This window comes from Pseudomonas fluorescens (assembly GCF_040448305.1).
GTDB lineage: Bacteria > Pseudomonadota > Gammaproteobacteria > Pseudomonadales > Pseudomonadaceae > Aquipseudomonas > Aquipseudomonas fluorescens_BH.
In genome coordinates this window covers 6,513,044-6,529,225 of sequence record NZ_CP148752.1, presented here as the reverse complement: position 1 = coordinate 6,529,225, position 16,182 = coordinate 6,513,044, and the positions used below count along the sequence as shown (strand labels likewise).

At 60.1% G+C, this 16,182-nt stretch carries 18 protein-coding genes; 9 read left to right on the top strand and 9 right to left on the bottom strand.

The window, feature by feature from the left end; translation table 11 throughout:
- Window positions 1–66: 66 nt before the first annotated feature.
- From ppx to WHX55_RS29850, 5 genes are all read right to left on the bottom strand, one after another.
- Window positions 67–1,569, bottom strand: coding sequence for an exopolyphosphatase (gene ppx / locus WHX55_RS29870; protein WP_150724946.1), 1,503 nt, complete (start codon window positions 1,567–1,569; stop codon window positions 67–69).
- Between the two features lie 206 nt (window positions 1,570–1,775).
- On the bottom strand, window positions 1,776–2,513 hold the full coding sequence (locus tag WHX55_RS29865; protein ID WP_150753883.1) for an amino acid ABC transporter ATP-binding protein: 738 nt from the start codon (window positions 2,511–2,513) through the stop codon (window positions 1,776–1,778).
- Complete coding sequence (locus WHX55_RS29860) at window positions 2,500–3,150, bottom strand: amino acid ABC transporter permease (protein WP_150724948.1); 651 nt, start codon at window positions 3,148–3,150, stop codon at window positions 2,500–2,502. The genes WHX55_RS29865 and WHX55_RS29860 overlap by 14 nt, the downstream gene beginning before the upstream one ends.
- A complete protein-coding gene (locus tag WHX55_RS29855; protein ID WP_150757489.1) occupies window positions 3,147–3,815 on the bottom strand; it encodes an amino acid ABC transporter permease in 669 nt (222 codons plus the stop codon). Before WHX55_RS29855 ends, WHX55_RS29860 begins: the two co-directional genes overlap by 4 nt.
- Before the next feature lie 22 nt (window positions 3,816–3,837).
- A complete protein-coding gene (locus tag WHX55_RS29850) occupies window positions 3,838–4,623 on the bottom strand; it encodes a transporter substrate-binding domain-containing protein (protein ID WP_008048680.1) in 786 nt (261 codons plus the stop codon).
- Between the two features lie 256 nt (window positions 4,624–4,879).
- Between WHX55_RS29850 and WHX55_RS29845 the strand changes: the two genes are divergently transcribed.
- From WHX55_RS29845 to WHX55_RS29820, 6 genes are all read left to right on the top strand, one after another.
- On the top strand, window positions 4,880–5,587 hold the full coding sequence (locus WHX55_RS29845; protein ID WP_150757490.1) for a FadR/GntR family transcriptional regulator: 708 nt from the start codon (window positions 4,880–4,882) through the stop codon (window positions 5,585–5,587).
- A 120-nt stretch (window positions 5,588–5,707) separates the two neighbouring features.
- Window positions 5,708–6,037 (top strand): thioredoxin TrxA, encoded by a 330-nt coding sequence (gene trxA / locus WHX55_RS29840; protein ID WP_003177349.1) that lies wholly within the window; start codon window positions 5,708–5,710, stop codon window positions 6,035–6,037.
- Window positions 6,038–6,284: 247 nt separating this feature from the next.
- Window positions 6,285–7,544 carry a transcription termination factor Rho gene (gene rho / locus WHX55_RS29835; protein ID WP_046039047.1) on the top strand — a complete coding sequence of 420 codons (1,260 nt, stop codon included), beginning with the start codon at window positions 6,285–6,287 and terminating at the stop codon, window positions 7,542–7,544.
- Between the two features lie 140 nt (window positions 7,545–7,684).
- Window positions 7,685–9,151, top strand: a complete 1,467-nt coding sequence (gene ubiD / locus WHX55_RS29830; protein WP_150724951.1) for a 4-hydroxy-3-polyprenylbenzoate decarboxylase — start codon at window positions 7,685–7,687, stop codon at window positions 9,149–9,151.
- Entirely contained in the window at window positions 9,151–10,119 is a 969-nt protein-coding gene (locus WHX55_RS29825; protein WP_150724952.1) for a CDP-6-deoxy-delta-3,4-glucoseen reductase, read from the top strand. The genes ubiD and WHX55_RS29825 overlap by 1 nt, the downstream gene beginning before the upstream one ends.
- 310 nt (window positions 10,120–10,429) lie before the next feature.
- Window positions 10,430–11,098, top strand: a complete 669-nt coding sequence (locus tag WHX55_RS29820) for a gamma-glutamylcyclotransferase (RefSeq protein ID WP_007978886.1) — start codon at window positions 10,430–10,432, stop codon at window positions 11,096–11,098.
- Here the strand turns inward: WHX55_RS29820 and glpT are convergent.
- On the bottom strand, window positions 11,074–12,423 hold the full coding sequence (glpT, locus tag WHX55_RS29815) for a glycerol-3-phosphate transporter (RefSeq protein WP_150724954.1): 1,350 nt from the start codon (window positions 12,421–12,423) through the stop codon (window positions 11,074–11,076). The two genes, WHX55_RS29820 and glpT, sit on opposite strands and share 25 nt — an antisense overlap.
- Window positions 12,424–12,767: 344 nt before the next feature.
- Here glpT and WHX55_RS29810 point away from each other — a divergent pair, with 344 nt between their 5' ends.
- Entirely contained in the window at window positions 12,768–13,073 is a 306-nt protein-coding gene (locus tag WHX55_RS29810; RefSeq protein WP_353741766.1) for a hypothetical protein, read from the top strand.
- On the opposite strand, the gene WHX55_RS29805 is transcribed toward WHX55_RS29810, so the two are convergent.
- Window positions 13,005–13,982, bottom strand: coding sequence for an NADPH:quinone oxidoreductase family protein (locus tag WHX55_RS29805; protein ID WP_150724956.1), 978 nt, complete (start codon window positions 13,980–13,982; stop codon window positions 13,005–13,007). The genes WHX55_RS29810 and WHX55_RS29805 overlap by 69 nt on opposite strands.
- A 150-nt stretch (window positions 13,983–14,132) precedes the next feature.
- Here WHX55_RS29805 and WHX55_RS29800 point away from each other — a divergent pair, with 150 nt between their 5' ends.
- Window positions 14,133–14,540, top strand: a complete 408-nt coding sequence (locus WHX55_RS29800; protein WP_150757492.1) for a flagellar basal body-associated protein FliL — start codon at window positions 14,133–14,135, stop codon at window positions 14,538–14,540.
- Window positions 14,541–14,682: 142 nt separating this feature from the next.
- Here the strand turns inward: WHX55_RS29800 and WHX55_RS29795 are convergent, their stop codons facing one another.
- A complete protein-coding gene (locus WHX55_RS29795; RefSeq protein WP_150753887.1) occupies window positions 14,683–15,135 on the bottom strand; it encodes an EVE domain-containing protein in 453 nt (150 codons plus the stop codon).
- A gap of 195 nt (window positions 15,136–15,330) precedes the next feature.
- On the opposite strand from WHX55_RS29795, the gene WHX55_RS29790 reads away from it, so the two are divergent.
- Entirely contained in the window at window positions 15,331–15,486 is a 156-nt protein-coding gene (locus WHX55_RS29790) for a hypothetical protein (RefSeq protein ID WP_007982896.1), read from the top strand.
- 34 nt (window positions 15,487–15,520) lie between these two features.
- Here the strand turns inward: WHX55_RS29790 and WHX55_RS29785 are convergent, their stop codons facing one another.
- Window positions 15,521–16,126 (bottom strand): 5-formyltetrahydrofolate cyclo-ligase, encoded by a 606-nt coding sequence (locus tag WHX55_RS29785; protein ID WP_150724958.1) that lies wholly within the window; start codon window positions 16,124–16,126, stop codon window positions 15,521–15,523.
- Window positions 16,127–16,182: the final 56 nt, after the last annotated feature.

Below are 16,182 nucleotides of genomic sequence, written 5' to 3'. Positions count from 1 at the left end.
TGGGGCTGTGTCGCTTGCTGAATCTCGAACACAAAAAAGGCCTTCCGAAGAAGGCCTTTTTCAATTTCAGCGAGCGGTCAACACAATGTCGACCCGGGTCAGCCATTGCGCTTCGATTTCGAAGTCGGCCTGGGTCAGCTGGTTTTCGTCCAGCCAGTTTTCCGGGAACACCACTTCCAGGTGGTTGCCATTGGCGTTCAATTCCACCTGGGGCATTTGCTGGGTGCCACGGATGTGGTGGAACAGGATCGCAAAGCGCAGCAGCGCGCACAGGCGAATCAGCTTGATGCCGTCGTCGCCGAAATCGGCGAACCTGTCCTTGGGAATGTTGCGGCGGTGACCGCGTACCAGCAGCGCGAGCATCAACTGGTCTTCGCGGGAGAACCCGGCGAGGTCCGAATGCTCGATCAGGTAGGCACCGTGCTTGTGGTACTGGTAGTGAGCGATGTCCAGGCCCACTTCATGGACCTTGGCCGCCCAGCCGAGCAGTTCGCGCCAGACGCCGTCTTCCAGATCCCAATCCTGCGCCACCTGGTCGAACGCATGCAGCGCCTTGCGCTCGACCCGTATCGCCTGTTCCTGGTCGACGTGGTAGCGCTCCATCAGCGAAGTGAGGGTGCGCTCGCGCACGTCTTCGTGATGATGGCGGCCCAGCAGGTCATAGAGCACGCCTTCGCGCAGGGCGCCTTCGCAGTGATCCATGCGTTGCAGTTCGAGGGCGTCGAAGATCGCTTCGAGGATCGCCAGGCCCGCCGGGAAGATCGCCCGGCGATCCGGCTTGATACCTTCGAAATCGATTTTTTCGACGTCGCCCATCTTGATCAGTTTGCGCTTCAGCCAGGCCAGGCCTTCGGCATTGACCTCGCCGGTACCATGGCCGCCAGCCTTCAGCGCCAGGCCGATGGCGCGGATGGTGCCCGAGGAGCCGATGGCTTCATCCCAGGTCAGGCGGTGCAGGGCGTGTTCGATGCTCATAATCTCCAACCGTGCCGCGGTGTACGCCTGGGCGTAACGGGCCGGGGTGATCTTGCCGTCCTTGAAATAGCGCTGGGTGTAGCTGACGCAACCCATCTGCAGGCTTTCGCGCAGCAGCGGTTCGAAGCGCTGGCCAATGATGAATTCGGTACTGCCGCCGCCGATGTCGGCCACCAGGCGCTTGCCCGGGGTATCAGCGAGGGTGTGGGACACGCCGAGGTAGATCAGGCGCGCTTCTTCACGGCCGGAAATGACTTCCACCGGGTGGCCGAGAATTTCTTCGGCGCGACGGATGAATTCGGCACGGTTGCGGGCTTCACGCAAGGCGTTGGTGCCGACGATACGAACGGCGCCGGTGGGCATACCGCTGATCAGTTGGGCGAAGCGCTTGAGGCAGTCGAGCCCGCGCTGCATCGATTCTTCGTTGAGATGGCGTTCTTCGTCGATGCCAGCGGCCAGCTGAACCTTCTCCCCGAGACGCTCGAGAATTCGGATCTCGTCGTTCTGGGACTTGGCCACGACCATGTGAAAGCTGTTGGAGCCCAGGTCGATTGCGGCGATCAGGGACAGATTCTTGGCTTGGGATTGCGGCATGGTCAGGGGTCTCGGTCGATAACCTCGACATCGTGCCACGATCAAAGGCTGGCGCCAACGCACAGTGTTCAAAGCCTTGATCCAGTGCATGCAAACCGGTGACCGCTGCGCGGTCAATCGCGAGCAGGCTCGCTCCCACATTGGAATGCGTACCTCTGTGGGAGCTAGCCTGCTAGCGATGGCGGCCTTCCAGACACCGAAGATCTTCAGCCCGCCGCCTCAACCGTCCCGATGAAATTCGCCAGCTCCGCCGTCTGCGGGTTGGCGAACAGTGCTTTCGGATCCCCAACCTCATGCACCTTGCCCTGGTGCATGAACACCAACTTATCCCCAACCTCCCGGGCGAAGCGCATTTCGTGGGTGACCATGATCAGCGTCATGCCCTCCCTGGCCAGTTGCCGGACCACGCTCAGCACTTCGTTGACCAGTTCCGGGTCCAGGGCCGAGGTGATTTCGTCGCACAGCAAAACCTTCGGCGACATCGCCAGTGCCCGGGCAATCGCTACCCGCTGTTGCTGTCCGCCGGACAGCCGATCAGGGAAGGCATCGAACTTTTCCCCCAGCCCGACTCTTTCCAGCATCTGCCGCGCCAGTTCGGCGGCCTTGGCTTTCGGTACTTTCTGCACCACTTGCGGCGCGAGCATGACGTTCTCGCCGACGGTCAGGTGCGGGAACAGATTGAACTGCTGGAACACCATGCCGACTTTCTGCCGCAGGCTGCGCAGATCGGCGCGGGCGGCGTCGAGGTACTCGCCGTCGACTTCGATCACGCCGTCGTTGATCGACTCCAGGCCGTTGAGGGTGCGCAGCAAAGTGGACTTGCCCGAGCCGCTGCGACCGATGATCGCCACCACCTGGCCCTCCTCGATGCTCAGGTCGATGCCTTTGAGCACATGGTGATCGCCATAATATTTATGCAGGGCGGAAATTCTAAGCAGAGGCATGCAGTCTCCTTTCCAGGTAACGCGCACTGAGCGACAAGGGGTAGCAGAGCAGGAAGTAGCCGAGGGCGACGAGGCCGTAGACCATGAAGGGTTCGAAGGTGGCGTTGGCGAGCATGCCGCCGGTCTTGGTCAGCTCGGTGAAACCGATGATCGAGGTGACGGCGGTGCCTTTGACTACTTGCACCGAAAAACCCACGGTTGGCGCCACGGCGATGCGCAGCGCCTGGGGCAGGATCACATAGCGCAATTGTTCCAGCGGGCTCAGCGCCAGGCTCGATGAGGCCTCCCATTGACCGTTGGGAATCGAATCGACGCAACCGCGCCAGATCTCCGCCAGATAGGCGCTGGTAAACAACGTCAGTGCAATCGCCGCTGCCATCCACGGCGAAATCTCTATCCCGGCCAACGCCACGCCGAAAAACACCAGGAACAGCTGCATCAACAGCGGTGTGCCCTGGAACAGTTCGATGTAGGTTCGGGCGAAACTGCGCGGCAGGGATTTTTTCGAGATGCGCATGACCATGATCAGCAAGCCGATCAGCCCGCCGCCAATGAACGCCACCAGCGACAGCGCCAGCGTCCATTGCAGACCCATGAGCAGGTTGCGCACGATGTCCCAGAAGGTGAAGTCGCTCATCGGCTGCTCCTTGCAATGAAGCGGTGGCCGATCCAGTTCAGCAACTGGCGGATCAGCAGTGCCATGCACAGGTACAGCAGTGTGGTCAGGGCGTAGGTTTCAAAAGCGCGGAAGTTGCGCGATTGAATGAAGTTGGCGGCGAAGCTCAGCTCTTCGGTGGCGATCTGCGAACACACCGCCGAACCGAGCATGACGATGATGATCTGGCTGCTCAGGGCCGGCCAGACTTTGCCCAATGCCGGCAGCAGCACCACATGACGGAACGCTTCGAAGCGCGTCATCGCCAGTGCCGCCGCAGCCTCCAGCTGACCCCGGGGGATCGCCTGGATGCCGGCGCGAATGATCTCGGTGGAATAGGCGCCGAGGTTGATGACCATCGCCAGCACCGCCGCCTGCCATTCGGAAATCTGCACGCCCAGGGACGGCAAGCCGAAGAAGATGAAAAACAACTGCACCAGGAATGGCGTGTTGCGGATCAACTCGACGTAGGCCGCGAAAATCCCCGCGAAAGGCCGGATGTTCCACGCCCGCACCAGCGCCCCGACGATGCCCAGCCCCACGCCGAGCAAAGCGCCGATGGCGGTCAGCTCAAGGGTGAACAACGCACCGCGCAGCAACAGGTCGGTGTTGTTCACCACCGGCAGGAAATCGAATTGATAAGCCATAAAACGTCTCCAGCGCGCCGAATCAGAGATCGGCCGGCAGCGGTTCTTTCAGCCAGGTCAGGGCGTTCTTTTCCAGCGCGCCGTCGCTCTTGGCGGTCACGAGGATCTGGTTGACCTTGTCCAGCAGCGCTGGCTCGTTCTTGTTCACGCCGACGTAGACCGGCGAATCCTTGAGCTTCACTTTCAGCGCCGGCACGCGTTTCGGGCTCTTCTCGCTGATCGCGACCATCACTACGTTGCCGCTGGCGATCAGGTCGACTTGCCCGGCCAGGTACGCGGCAATGGTCGAGTTGTTGTCTTCGAAACGCTTGATGGTCACGCCTTCGGGGGCGACCTTGGTCAGCTCGATGTCTTCGATGGCGCCGCGGGTGACGCTGATGGTCTTGCCCTTGAGATCGTCCAGGCCTTTGATGTCGGCGTCTGGCGGACCGAACACGGCGAGGTAGAACGGCGCGTAGGCGCGGGAGAAGTCGATGACTTTTTCGCGCTCCGGGTTCTTGCCGAGGCTGGAGATCACCAGGTCGACCTTGCCGGTGGTGAGGAACGGGATGCGGTTGGTGCTGTTGACCGGGGTCAGTTCGAGTTTGACCTTGAGCTGGTCGGCCAGCAGTTTCGCGGTGTCGATATCGAGGCCGCGGGGTTTCATGTCCGGGCCGACCGAGCCGAAGGGCGGGAAGTCCTGGGGCACGGCCACCTTGAGGACGCCGCGCTTGACCACATCCTCCAGACCGTCGGCGTGGGCGGGTGCCTGGCTCAGCATCAGGCTGGCAAACAGGGCGGCGAGGAGGGCGCTGTAACGCTGGGTCATGGCAAATCTCCGGATCGGCAAGAAGTGATTTCTGCGGATCGACAGAGCATGGGCCATGCCAACATAGGGTTTTGGGGGCGCCAGAGCGCGGTTTTGCTGGCGTCACACGGTCTTACTGGTCTGAACAGTCAGGTTGCGTTTCGCACCCCGATGGCGCAGCCGTGAAAATCACCGAACCCCCATGGGGCACGACTTGCCGGGCGTCGCGAATAGCTTTACAACTGAGCGCACATTGGCCTGGTTCGTCTGGAAAACCATGAACTCGATCTCCCGCGCCGTACCTGAAGTGGCGCTGCAAGCCATCCGCAAACTGATTACCGAACAGGGCTTCGGGCCGGGGGATGCCTTGCCTTCGCAACGGGACCTGGCGGTGCAATTGGGGGTCAGTCGGGCGTCGTTGCGCGAGGCGTTGTCATCGCTGAGCGCACTGGGCGTCATCAGCATCCAGCCGGGCAAAGGCGTGTTCGTGCAATCGCCGGTGGAGTTGCCGCGAGGTGATGCGGCGCCGGGCTGGCCGTTCGCGGCGCAGGCTTCGCCGCTGGACATCTTTCAGTTGCGCTATGCGCTGGAGGGGTTTGCGGCGGGGTTGGCGGCCGTAACCTTGAGCACCGACGAACTCGATGCGCTGGAAGACAATGTCGCCGCCATGCGTAATGAGCTGAAATCCGGCGACTTCGAAGCCGCGGCCCGCCTGGATTTCGAATTCCACCGCCGCATCCTGCTGGCCAGCGGCAATCAGGCGATGCTGAGCATCCTGACCGCCAGCGCCGACATCTTCCTGGAGAGCCAGAAGCTACCGTTCATCCGGGTCGAGCGGGCCATGGAAACCTGGCAGGAACACCGCAAAATCCTTCGTGCGCTGGCTCGCCGAGCGTCTGGCGCCGCGCAAAAGGCCATGCAAGAGCACGTACGCAATTCCGCATTGCGCACCGGAATCGCGTTCATCGCTCCCGTCACTTCATGACCTGAGCTATACCCAAACTCATGAATCACCATAGCGAGACTCAATCATCTGCACCTTCCTGAACGAGGGAAGGGCAGCTATGATGGGCCACGTTTTTTTGCTTACAACCTGGAGAATTCCATGAGCAGCGATCTTATCAAACACGTTAGCGACGCTAGCTTCGAGGCCGACGTACTCAAGGCCGAAGGCGCTGTACTGGTCGACTACTGGGCTGAATGGTGCGGCCCTTGCAAAATGATCGCTCCGGTTCTGGACGAAATTGCCGAGACTTACAAAGGCAAGCTGACCATTGCCAAGCTGAACATCGACGAGAACCAGGAAACCCCGGCCAAGCACGGCGTGCGCGGTATCCCGACCCTGATGCTGTTCAAGAACGGCAACGTTGAAGCGACCAAGGTCGGCGCACTGTCGAAGTCGCAACTGGCTGCCTTCCTCGACGCCAACATCTAAGCGTCGCTGCAAAGTATCCTGAAAAAGCCCCGCAAATAGCGGGGCTTTTTGCGTATTCAGGGCTAGACGCTCCTAAACTCAGGTGGTACATTCGGCCCCGCACTGGTTTCTCCATTGCCCCCTGCTAGCCGTCGCCGACGCACTCCTTTTCGAATAAGTACGCGATCCTGTCGCCTTCTCTGCGGCGCGGCCTCATTAAGCCAAAAGCTTAATTTCCCCCCTCCATAAATGATTACGTCATTCCTATATGAATCTGACTGAACTCAAGCAAAAGCCGATTACCGAACTGCTCGAATTGGCCGAACAGATGGGCATAGAAAATATGGCCCGTTCGCGCAAGCAGGACGTGATTTTCTCCCTGCTCAAGAAGCACGCGAAAAGCGGTGAGGAAATCTCCGGTGATGGCGTGCTGGAGATTCTCCAGGACGGCTTCGGCTTCCTGCGCTCCGCTGACGCTTCCTATCTCGCCGGTCCAGACGATATCTACGTCTCGCCGAGCCAGATCCGTCGTTTCAACTTGCGCACCGGTGACACCATCGTTGGCAAGATCCGCCCTCCAAAGGAAGGCGAGCGTTATTTCGCGCTGCTCAAGGTCGACACGATCAACTACGACCGTCCGGAAAACGCGAAGAACAAGATTCTCTTCGAGAACCTGACCCCGCTGTTCCCGACCGTGCGCATGAAGATGGAAGCCGGTAACGGTTCCACCGAAGACTTGACCGGTCGTGTCATCGACCTGTGCGCCCCGATCGGTAAAGGCCAGCGCGGTCTGATCGTTGCACCGCCGAAAGCCGGCAAGACGATCATGCTGCAGAACATTGCCGCGAACATCGCGCGTAACAACCCTGAAGTTCACCTGATCGTGCTGCTGATCGATGAACGTCCGGAAGAAGTGACCGAAATGCAGCGCACCGTGCGCGGCGAAGTGGTTGCCTCGACGTTCGACGAGCCGCCAACCCGCCACGTGCAGGTTGCCGAAATGGTGATAGAGAAGGCCAAGCGCCTGGTCGAGCACAAGAAAGACGTGGTGATCCTGCTCGACTCCATCACCCGTCTGGCTCGCGCCTACAACACCGTGATCCCGAGCTCCGGCAAGGTACTGACCGGTGGTGTCGATGCCCACGCCCTGGAGAAACCGAAGCGTTTCTTCGGCGCCGCGCGGAACATCGAAGAAGGCGGCTCGCTGACCATCATCGCCACCGCGCTGGTTGAAACCGGCTCGAAGATGGACGAAGTGATCTACGAGGAATTCAAAGGCACCGGCAACATGGAACTGCCGCTTGATCGCCGTATCGCTGAAAAACGCGTCTTCCCGGCCATCAACATCAACCGTTCCGGCACCCGCCGCGAAGAGTTGCTGACTGCCGACGACGAGCTGCAGCGCATGTGGATTCTGCGCAAGCTGCTGCACCCGATGGATGAAGTGGCTGCCATCGAGTTCCTGGTCGACAAGTTGAAAACGACCAAGACCAACGATGAGTTCTTCCTGTCGATGAAACGCAAGTAAGTCGAACAGGCAAAAAAAGCCGGGGAAACCCGGCTTTTTGCTATCTGATTTTTGATCAAGCGGCAGTTCGTGGTTCTGAACCGCAGGGTTCGGCGCTAAACTGCCTGCCCCGAACGCCACGGCCAACACGAGGCTCACGCATGCAGTATCGCGACTTGCGCGACTTTATCAGCGGGCTGGAACAGCGCGGCGAACTCAAGCGCATCCAGATTCCGGTGTCCCCAGTACTGGAAATGACCGAGGTCTGCGACCGCACGTTGCGCGCCAAAGGCCCGGCCCTGCTATTCGAAAAGCCTACGGGTTACGACATTCCCGTGCTCGGCAACCTGTTCGGCACCCCCGAGCGCGTGGCGTTGGGCATGGGCGCCGAGGCGGTCAGCGAGCTGCGCGAGATCGGCAAGCTGCTGGCGTTCCTCAAGGAACCCGAGCCGCCGAAAGGCTTGAAGGATGCCTGGTCCAAGCTGCCGATCTTCCGCAAGATCATTTCGATGGCGCCGAAAGTCGTCAAGGACGCGGTGTGCCAGGAAGTGGTCATCGAAGGCGACGACGTCGACCTGGCCATGCTGCCGGTGCAGACCTGCTGGCCGGGTGATGTTGGCCCGCTGATCACCTGGGGCCTGACCGTCACCAAAGGCCCGAACAAGGATCGCCAGAACCTCGGCATCTATCGTCAGCAGGTGATCGGTCGCAACAAGGTCATCATGCGCTGGCTGAGCCACCGTGGCGGCGCGCTGGATTTTCGCGAGTGGTGCGAAAAGCATCCCGGCCAGCCATTCCCGGTATCGGTCGCATTGGGCGCCGACCCGGCGACCATCCTCGGTGCCGTGACCCCGGTGCCCGACAGCCTTTCCGAATACGCCTTCGCAGGCCTTTTGCGCGGTAACCGCACCGAGTTGGTGAAGTGCCGCGGCAACGACCTGCAAGTGCCGGCCACCGCCGAAATCATCCTCGAAGGCGTGATCCATCCGGGCGAGATGGCCGATGAAGGCCCGTACGGCGACCACACCGGTTACTACAACGAAGTCGACAGCTTCCCGGTGTTCACCGTCGAGCGCATCACCCACCGGATCAAGCCGATCTACCACAGCACCTACACCGGCCGTCCACCGGATGAGCCGGCGATCCTCGGCGTGGCATTGAACGAAGTGTTCGTGCCGATCCTGCAGAAGCAGTTCCCGGAGATCACCGATTTCTACCTGCCGCCCGAAGGCTGCTCGTACCGCATGGCCATCGTGACCATGAAAAAGTCGTATCCGGGCCACGCCAAGCGGGTAATGCTGGGTGTCTGGTCGTTTTTGCGACAGTTCATGTACACCAAGTTCGTTATCGTCACCGACGACGATATCAACGCCCGGGACTGGAACGACGTGATCTGGGCCATCACTACGCGCATGGACCCCAAGCGCGACACGGTGATGATCGACAACACGCCGATCGACTACCTCGACTTCGCCTCGCCGGTTTCCGGCCTGGGGTCGAAAATGGGCCTCGATGCCACGCATAAATGGCCGGGCGAAACTACCCGCGAATGGGGCCGGGTCATCGTCAAGGACGATGCCGTGACCCAGCGGATCGATGCCATCTGGAATCAGTTAGGAATAGATTGATGCGTGTAACCTTGCAGCCCTCCGGAGCAGTACTTGAGATATTGCCCGGCGAGCGGATTCTCGATGGCGCACGACGTCTGGGCTACGAATGCCCGCAAAGCTGCCGCAACGGCAATTGCCACGTGTGCGCGGCGCTGCTGGTGGAAGGCCGGGTCGAGCAGGCCGGCAATGTGCGTGATCATGGCGAGTTCTACACTTGCATAGCGGAGCCGCTGGAAGACTGCATCGTGCTGTGGGATGGCGTGCTCGCGCTGGGAGAACTGCCGGTGCGCAGCGTGTCGTGTCAGGTCATTGAGTGCAAGGAGGTGGGCGGCGACACCTGGCGCGTGCGTCTGCGGGCTCCGGCCGGCAAGCCGCCGCGCTACCACGCCGGCCAGTACCTGATGATCGAGCGTGAGAACGGCGAGAAATCCGCCTTCTCCCTCGCCTCGGCACCGCATGCGGGGCGCGACCTGGAAATCCACGTACTGGCGCGCGAAACCAGTGCGCTGAGCCTGATCGAACAGCTCCAGCGCAACAGCATGGTGCGGGTCGAATTGCCGTTTGGCGATACCCACCTGGAGGAGTTGCCGGACGGTTCTCTCGTGCTGATCGCCGCTGGTACCGGCATGGGCCAGATCCACAGTCTGATCGAGCATTGCCGGGCCTCGGGTTTCAAGCACCCGGTGCATCTGTATTGGGGCGTGCGTCGTCCTGAAGATTTTTATCAAATCGAGCACTGGGACGAATGGCTGAAGCTGCCCAACCTATTCCTGCACAAGGTCGTCAGCGATCAATGCGGTTGGGAAGGGCGGTGCGGCATGTTGCATGAAGCGGTCTGTGAAGACTTCCCTGACCTCAAGCCGCTGCATGTATACGCCAGTGGCTCTCCGGCCATGGTCTACGGCACGCTGGATGCGCTGGTGGAAGCGGGGATGGACGCTCACCAGATGCGTGCCGACGTTTTTGCGTATGCCCCCAGATCCTGATGTTGCCCCTCCACACTGTAGGAGCGAGCCTGCTCGCGATGGACTCAAGAGCGCCGCGGACAGCCTGACTCCCCGCGTAATCGTTAACAACCATCGCGAGCAGGCTCGCTCCTACAAGTTATAAACCCCTATATAGCCTATCGGTATTTATAAACATCTATAAATTTCGGTAGGTTATATCTCATGCAGGCATCAACTTAAGAACTGTGCCATGGCATTCAAATTGCCTTAAAACTTATGTGCCTTATTGTTACAGCTGTGCGTTCTATTAAGTAATTCTTCACCCGCGGGGAGCTGAACGCTATTCGCCATGAGCGCCATTGAATCTGCTTTTTTGAATCTGGCTTACCCTCCGCGGCTCGATCTGGGACCGCAGCTCACTCACGAACAATTGCTCAGCTCGATGCAATCGACCATGGCGCGCCACAAGGGTGGGCCGGTCTGGTTGTTTGCGTATGGTTCGCTGATCTGGCGCCCTGAATGCACGGCGGTTGAGCGGGTTCGCGGCCGGGTGCATGGATACCATCGCGGGTTGTACCTGTGGTCCCACGAACATCGCGGCACACCGGAAATGCCCGGCCTGGTGTTTGGCCTGGATCGCGGCGGTTCTTGCAGCGGTTTCGCCTATCGCTTGCCCGAAGAGCAACTCGAAGCCTCGCTCTACGCGCTTTGGCAGCGCGAGATGCCTTTCCCTTCCTACCGCCCGCACTGGCTCAACTGCCGTCTCGAAGATGGCAGCCAGGTTCAGGCATTGGGCTTTGTGCTGGAGCGACATCTGCCCAGCTATGCCGGCAACTTGCCGGACCATGTGTTGAGCCATGTGTTCGAGAACGCCTGCGGGCGCTACGGCACCACTCGCGATTATGTCGAGCAGACCGCGCATGCCCTGCGCAGCCACGCCATGCCAGACCGGAATCTGGAGGCGCGGCTCAAGCGCTGTAAATCAAAGGCTGATCAAGCGAGTGCTTCGCGGCCCTGACTGGCGATTTGTTTGTGCCGTAGTGTCGGGGCCAGGAAGGCCATCGCCAGCAGGCAGGCGCCGACCAGCAGCACGAAGCCGCCGTCCCAACCGAAATGGTCCACGGTGTAGCCCATCGCTGCACTGGCCGCGACCGAACCGCCCAAGTAACCGAACAGACCGGTAAAGCCCGCCGCCGTACCGGCAGCTTTCTTCGGTGCCAGTTCCAACGCCTGCAGGCCGATCAGCATCACCGGGCCGTAGATCAGGAAGCCAATGGAAAGCAGTGCAATCATGTCGACCATCGGATTGCCGGCCGGGTTGAGCCAGTAAACCAGCGTCGCGACCGTCACCAGCGCCATGAACACCATGCCGGTCAGGCCACGGTTGCCACGGAAGATCTTGTCCGACATCCAGCCGCACAGCAGCGTGCCTGGAATACCTGCCCACTCGTAGAAGAAGTACGCCCACGAGGTTTTATCCACAGTGAAACCCTTGGCTTCCTTGAGGTAGGTCGGCGCCCAGTCCAGCACGCCGTAGCGCAGCAGATAGACAAAGACGTTGGCCAGGGCGATGTACCAGAGCATTTTGTTGCGCAGCACGTATTTGACGAAGATTTCCTTGGCGCTGAATTCCTCTTCGTGGCTGGCGTCGTAGCCTTCCGGGTAGTCGTTCTTGTATTGCTCGATCGGCGGCAGGCCAACCGATTGCGGGGTGTCGCGCATGGCCACAAAGGCAAACACCGCTACTGCCAGCGCCACGGCTGCCGGCACGTAGAACGCGGCGTGCCAGTCATTGAACAGACCCATGCCGAGCAGGAACAACGGGCCGATCAGGCCGCCGCCGACGTTGTGCGCCACGTTCCACACGGACACCACGCCGCCACGTTCCTTCTGCGACCACCAGTGCACCATGGTCCGGCCACTCGGCGGCCAACCCATGCCCTGGGCCCAGCCGTTGATGAACAGCAGAATGAACATCATGGTCACGCTGGACGTCGCCCAGGGCGCGAAACCGAAAATGAACATCACCCCCGCCGACACCAGAAGACCGAACGGCAGGAAGAATCGCGGGTTGGAACGGTCGGAAACCAGCCCCATCAGAAACTTCGACAGACCGTAGGCAATTGCGATGGCGGACATCGCCAGACCCAACTGACCACGGGAGTAGCCCTCGTCGATGAGGTACGGCATGGCCAGGGAGAAGTTTTTGCGCAGCAGGTAGTAACCGGCATAGCCAATGAAGATACCGGCGAAAATCTGCCAGCGCAGGCGTCGGTAGGTGCTGTCGATTTTTTCTTCAGGCAATGGAGCCTGATGTGCGGCAGGACGAAAGAAAGCAAACATTCAAGAGCTCCAGATTTCTTGTTTTGACTGCGGATACGAATGTTACAGTTTCGTTACCGAAAATAGCACCGGTTCTCATCGGCAAAACAGCGGAAATGTTGGATATCGCGCGTTCCTTTATGAACATGTCGCTCAGATGTAAGTGAGGGGCGTTGTAGGAAGCGTTACCTGTTTGGTTAGCAGGCGCTTGATGTGCCTGAAATAGGGCAGGTCTTTAGGAAAGGTCCTTCGTTTAAAGCAGAAGTCATGGCGTTATGCCGAATGACTCCGCGCTTTAACCTTTGTGCTGTTGCCAGGTCTGGCGTTGCAGGCGAAGGGAGAGGGACATGCGGTGGTGGGTATGCATGGTGGTGTTGGTGGCGTCCCTGGATGTCAGGGCCGGGGAGGTGTTCCTGATACCCGAGAATAATCCGAAGCCGGTTTATCCGGTGGCGCTGCATCGGGCGGGTGTCACCGGCATGGTGCGTGTCAGTCTGACTGTGCAGGTGGATGGTTCAGTCAGCAAGGCCGGTATTTTGGAAGGGCGCTGTTATGACAAGAAAGCGCGGCAGCGTGGCCGCGCTTTTATTGCAGATAGAGATTCAGCGAACCTGCACCACCACTTTCCCGACCGCTTTACGCTGGCCAAGATCATTGATGGCTTGGGCTGAATTGCTCAGCGGATAAACCTGCGACACCAGCGGTTTCAACTTGCCCTCGGCAAACCAGCCAAACAACTGCTGGAAGTTCGCTGCGTTGTCTTGCGGCTGGCGTTGGGCGAACGAGCCCCAGAACACGCCGAGCACTGCCGCGCCTTTAAGCAAGGCCAGGTTGACTGGCAATTCGGGAATGCGCCCGCTGGCGAAGCCGACCACCAGCAGTCGGCCGTTCCAGGCGATGGCGCGGATGGCCTGGTCGAACAGGTCGCCGCCGACCGGGTCGTAGATCACGTCGGCGCCCTGGCCGTCGGTCAGGCGCTTGATTTCGTCCTTCAGGCTGGTTTCGCTGTAGTTGATCAGCTCATCGGCGCCGGCAGCCTTGGCCACGGCGAGTTTCTCTGCGCTGCTGGCCGCCGCGATCACCCGGGCGCCCATGGCTTTGCCGATTTCCACCGCCGCCAGGCCGACACCGCCGGAGGCACCAAGCACCAGCAGGGTTTCACCCGGTTGCAGGTTGCCGCGCTGCTTGAGGGCGTGCATCGAGGTGCCGTAAGTCATGCTGAAGGCGGCGGCAGTGTTGAAGTCCATGGACGGCGGGATTGGCAACACGTTGTAGCCCGGCACGGCAACCTGCTCGGCAAAGCTGCCCCAGCCGGTCAGGGCCATGACCCGGTCACCGACTTTCAAGTGGCTGACTTTTTCACCCACGGCGCTGACCACGCCGGCCGCTTCACCACCCGGCGAAAACGGGAAGGGCGGCTTGAACTGGTATTTGCCCTCGATGATCAACGTGTCGGGGAAATTCACCCCGGCGGCGTGCACGTCCAGCAGGATTTCATTCTTCTTCGCGACAGGACTGGCGACGTCTTCCAGCACCAGCGATTCGGCAGGGCCGAAGGCTTTGCACAGCACGGCTTTCATCAGGGCTATTCCTTTGGGAGTGATGGCCGATAAGTGTAGGTGTGTGGGTCGATGGGTCAACGAGCATGCCCGACCCTGATAGTCAGCCATAAGCTTGTGCTTGCGCGGCGGGTCGTTATGCCAGGCCGCAAACCGGATAAGGAGCGAATTTTGAAAGCGTGGATCATGTTGATACTGGCCCTGTCTCTGCCTGTGGCAGCGGTGGCCGAAGAAGCCAAAGAAGATGCAGCTCCGAAGGTCAGTTACATCACCCTGAGCCCGCCATTCGTGGGTAACTACGGGCTGGACGGCACGCCGAAACTCAAGGTCTACAAGGCCGATGTGGCGTTGCGGGTGACCGGTGACGAGGCCGCCAAAGCGGTGAAGGCCAATGAGCCGTTGATCCGCAATCAATTGGTCGCACTGTTCGCCCAGCAGACCACCGAGACGATGAACAACGTCGAGGCCAAGGAAAAGCTGCGTCAGGAAGCCCTGAAGCAGACCCAGCAGGTGATGAACGATGAAACCGGCAAGCCGGTGGTTGAGGATTTGTTGTTTAACAACCTGATCATTCAGTAAGGTTTTCGCTGCTCCTGCCGGCCTCATCGCGAGCAGGCTCGCTCCCACAGGGTTCTGTGGTGGATATGTGATTGTGCTTCAACACAAATCCACTGTGGGAGCGAGCCTGCTCGCGATGAGGCCAGTCCAGGCGATAAATGACTCAAGGCTTTAAAGCAATGACCACCGCCCACTGCTCGGGGGTTACGGGCATCACCGACAACCGCGAGCCTTTCTGCACCAGCGGCAACTCGGCCAGCGCCGTCTGCTGCTTCAGGTAATCCAGTTTCAGCACTCGGGCAAACGTTTCGACATGCGCGACATCGATCGCACTCCAGGCGTTTTTGTCCGGGGTGGCCTTCGGGTCAAAATAATGGCTCTGCGGCTCCAGCGCCGTCGGGTCCGGATACGCGGCTTCGACAATCTTGCCGATTCCGGCGATGCCCGGCTCAGGGCAGCTGGAATGATAGAAAAAGAACTCATCACCCACTGCCATGGCCCGCAGGAAATTGCGTGCCTGATAGTTGCGAACCCCGTCCCAGCGCGTTTTGCCGAGCTTTTCCAGCCCCTTGATCGAGAGTTCGTCGGGCTCGGATTTCATCAGCCAATAGGCCATGTCTTTTGCTCCTTGCGTGGTGATTGGGCAGCTTGTCGGCGATTTTATGACAAACCGACAGTCGGTTGGCGTCAGCATTTGCGCAGCGGTTCGCGTTGTCGCAAAATGCCGGCCTTTAAAGCTTGACGCTGCTGCACGGCCTACAAACGGAAACCGCTGCTGTCATCGTGTTGATGTGCCTTTGGGGGGCAATCGATGAAACGCAAACCGGATTTACTATGGATTTTGGTCATTTTGTTTGGACTTGGCGTCGTGACCACCGGCTATGCCCAAAGCCTGTGGGCCAACAAGACCGATGCGCCGGTCGAACTCGCCCAATTGCAGCAACAGTCGACAGCCTTCAAGCGCTGATCCTGTTGCCTCGCGCCACTGATCGAAGTGGCGCCTAACCTGCGTAATACCAGGCCTTGTCCGTCACCGTTCCTTGCAGCGGCACATCCCAACTCGCCTGAGCCAATCGCGCCACCTTCTGACACTCATGGGCCAGCCCCAACAATGTCGGCTTGCGCCAGTCATTGCGGCGCGCCAGGTAGGCCAGGCTTCGATCATAGAAGCCGCCACCCATGCCCAGGCGTCCACCGACATCGTCAAATCCCACCAACGGTAAAAGCACCAGATCCAGCGCCCAGACTTTACGTTGCCGGGCGAGGTTGTGCCTTGGTTCAAGAATGCGGAAGCGGTTGGGTTTGAGTTTTTCCCCGGGACGGATGCGCTGGAACACCATTTTGGTTCGCGGCCAGGCGCTCAGCACCGGTAGATAGGTGGCCTTGCCCCGGCGTTGCGCGGCGCGCAGCAACAGGTGCGGATCGATTTCACCGTCGGTGGGCAGGTAGAGCGAGATGTGTCTGGCGCGACGGAACAGCGGTTGCTGGGCCAATTGCTTGTACAGCCCGCGAGCGGCCTGGCGCTGCTGACTGGGTGTCAGTGCGCGGCGGGCCTTGCGCAGCATGCGTCGAAGTTGCGGGCGGGGGAGCAGCGCAGGTTCGGTCATGTATTCGGGCTTCAACAATGCGGATACGTGAAGCGTACCCGTAAAAACGCCAACGC

Bases quoted from the DNA above. Each gene is read 5' to 3' on its own strand.
- WHX55_RS29795 (WP_150753887.1), bottom strand. From the start codon at position 15,135: ATGGCCTATTGGCTGATGAAATCCGAGCCCGACGAACTCTCGATCAAG.
- WHX55_RS29805 (WP_150724956.1), bottom strand. From the start codon at position 13,982: ATGAAAGCCGTGCTGTGCAAAGCCTTCGGCCCTGCCGAATCGCTGGTG.
- glpT (WP_150724954.1), bottom strand. From the start codon at position 12,423: ATGTTTGCTTTCTTTCGTCCTGCCGCACATCAGGCTCCATTGCCTGAA.
- WHX55_RS29820 (WP_007978886.1), top strand. From the start codon at position 10,430: ATGAGCGCCATTGAATCTGCTTTTTTGAATCTGGCTTACCCTCCGCGG.
- WHX55_RS29845 (WP_150757490.1), top strand. From the start codon at position 4,880: ATGAACTCGATCTCCCGCGCCGTACCTGAAGTGGCGCTGCAAGCCATC.
- WHX55_RS29850 (WP_008048680.1), bottom strand. From the start codon at position 4,623: ATGACCCAGCGTTACAGCGCCCTCCTCGCCGCCCTGTTTGCCAGCCTG.
- ubiD (WP_150724951.1), top strand. From the start codon at position 7,685: ATGCAGTATCGCGACTTGCGCGACTTTATCAGCGGGCTGGAACAGCGC.
- rho (WP_046039047.1), top strand. From the start codon at position 6,285: ATGAATCTGACTGAACTCAAGCAAAAGCCGATTACCGAACTGCTCGAA.
- WHX55_RS29790 (WP_007982896.1), top strand. From the start codon at position 15,331: ATGAAACGCAAACCGGATTTACTATGGATTTTGGTCATTTTGTTTGGA.
- WHX55_RS29855 (WP_150757489.1), bottom strand. From the start codon at position 3,815: ATGGCTTATCAATTCGATTTCCTGCCGGTGGTGAACAACACCGACCTG.
- WHX55_RS29810 (WP_353741766.1), top strand. From the start codon at position 12,768: ATGGTGGTGTTGGTGGCGTCCCTGGATGTCAGGGCCGGGGAGGTGTTC.
- WHX55_RS29825 (WP_150724952.1), top strand. From the start codon at position 9,151: ATGCGTGTAACCTTGCAGCCCTCCGGAGCAGTACTTGAGATATTGCCC.
- WHX55_RS29860 (WP_150724948.1), bottom strand. From the start codon at position 3,150: ATGAGCGACTTCACCTTCTGGGACATCGTGCGCAACCTGCTCATGGGT.
- ppx (WP_150724946.1), bottom strand. From the start codon at position 1,569: ATGCCGCAATCCCAAGCCAAGAATCTGTCCCTGATCGCCGCAATCGAC.
- WHX55_RS29785 (WP_150724958.1), bottom strand. From the start codon at position 16,126: ATGACCGAACCTGCGCTGCTCCCCCGCCCGCAACTTCGACGCATGCTG.
- WHX55_RS29865 (WP_150753883.1), bottom strand. From the start codon at position 2,513: ATGCCTCTGCTTAGAATTTCCGCCCTGCATAAATATTATGGCGATCAC.
- trxA (WP_003177349.1), top strand. From the start codon at position 5,708: ATGAGCAGCGATCTTATCAAACACGTTAGCGACGCTAGCTTCGAGGCC.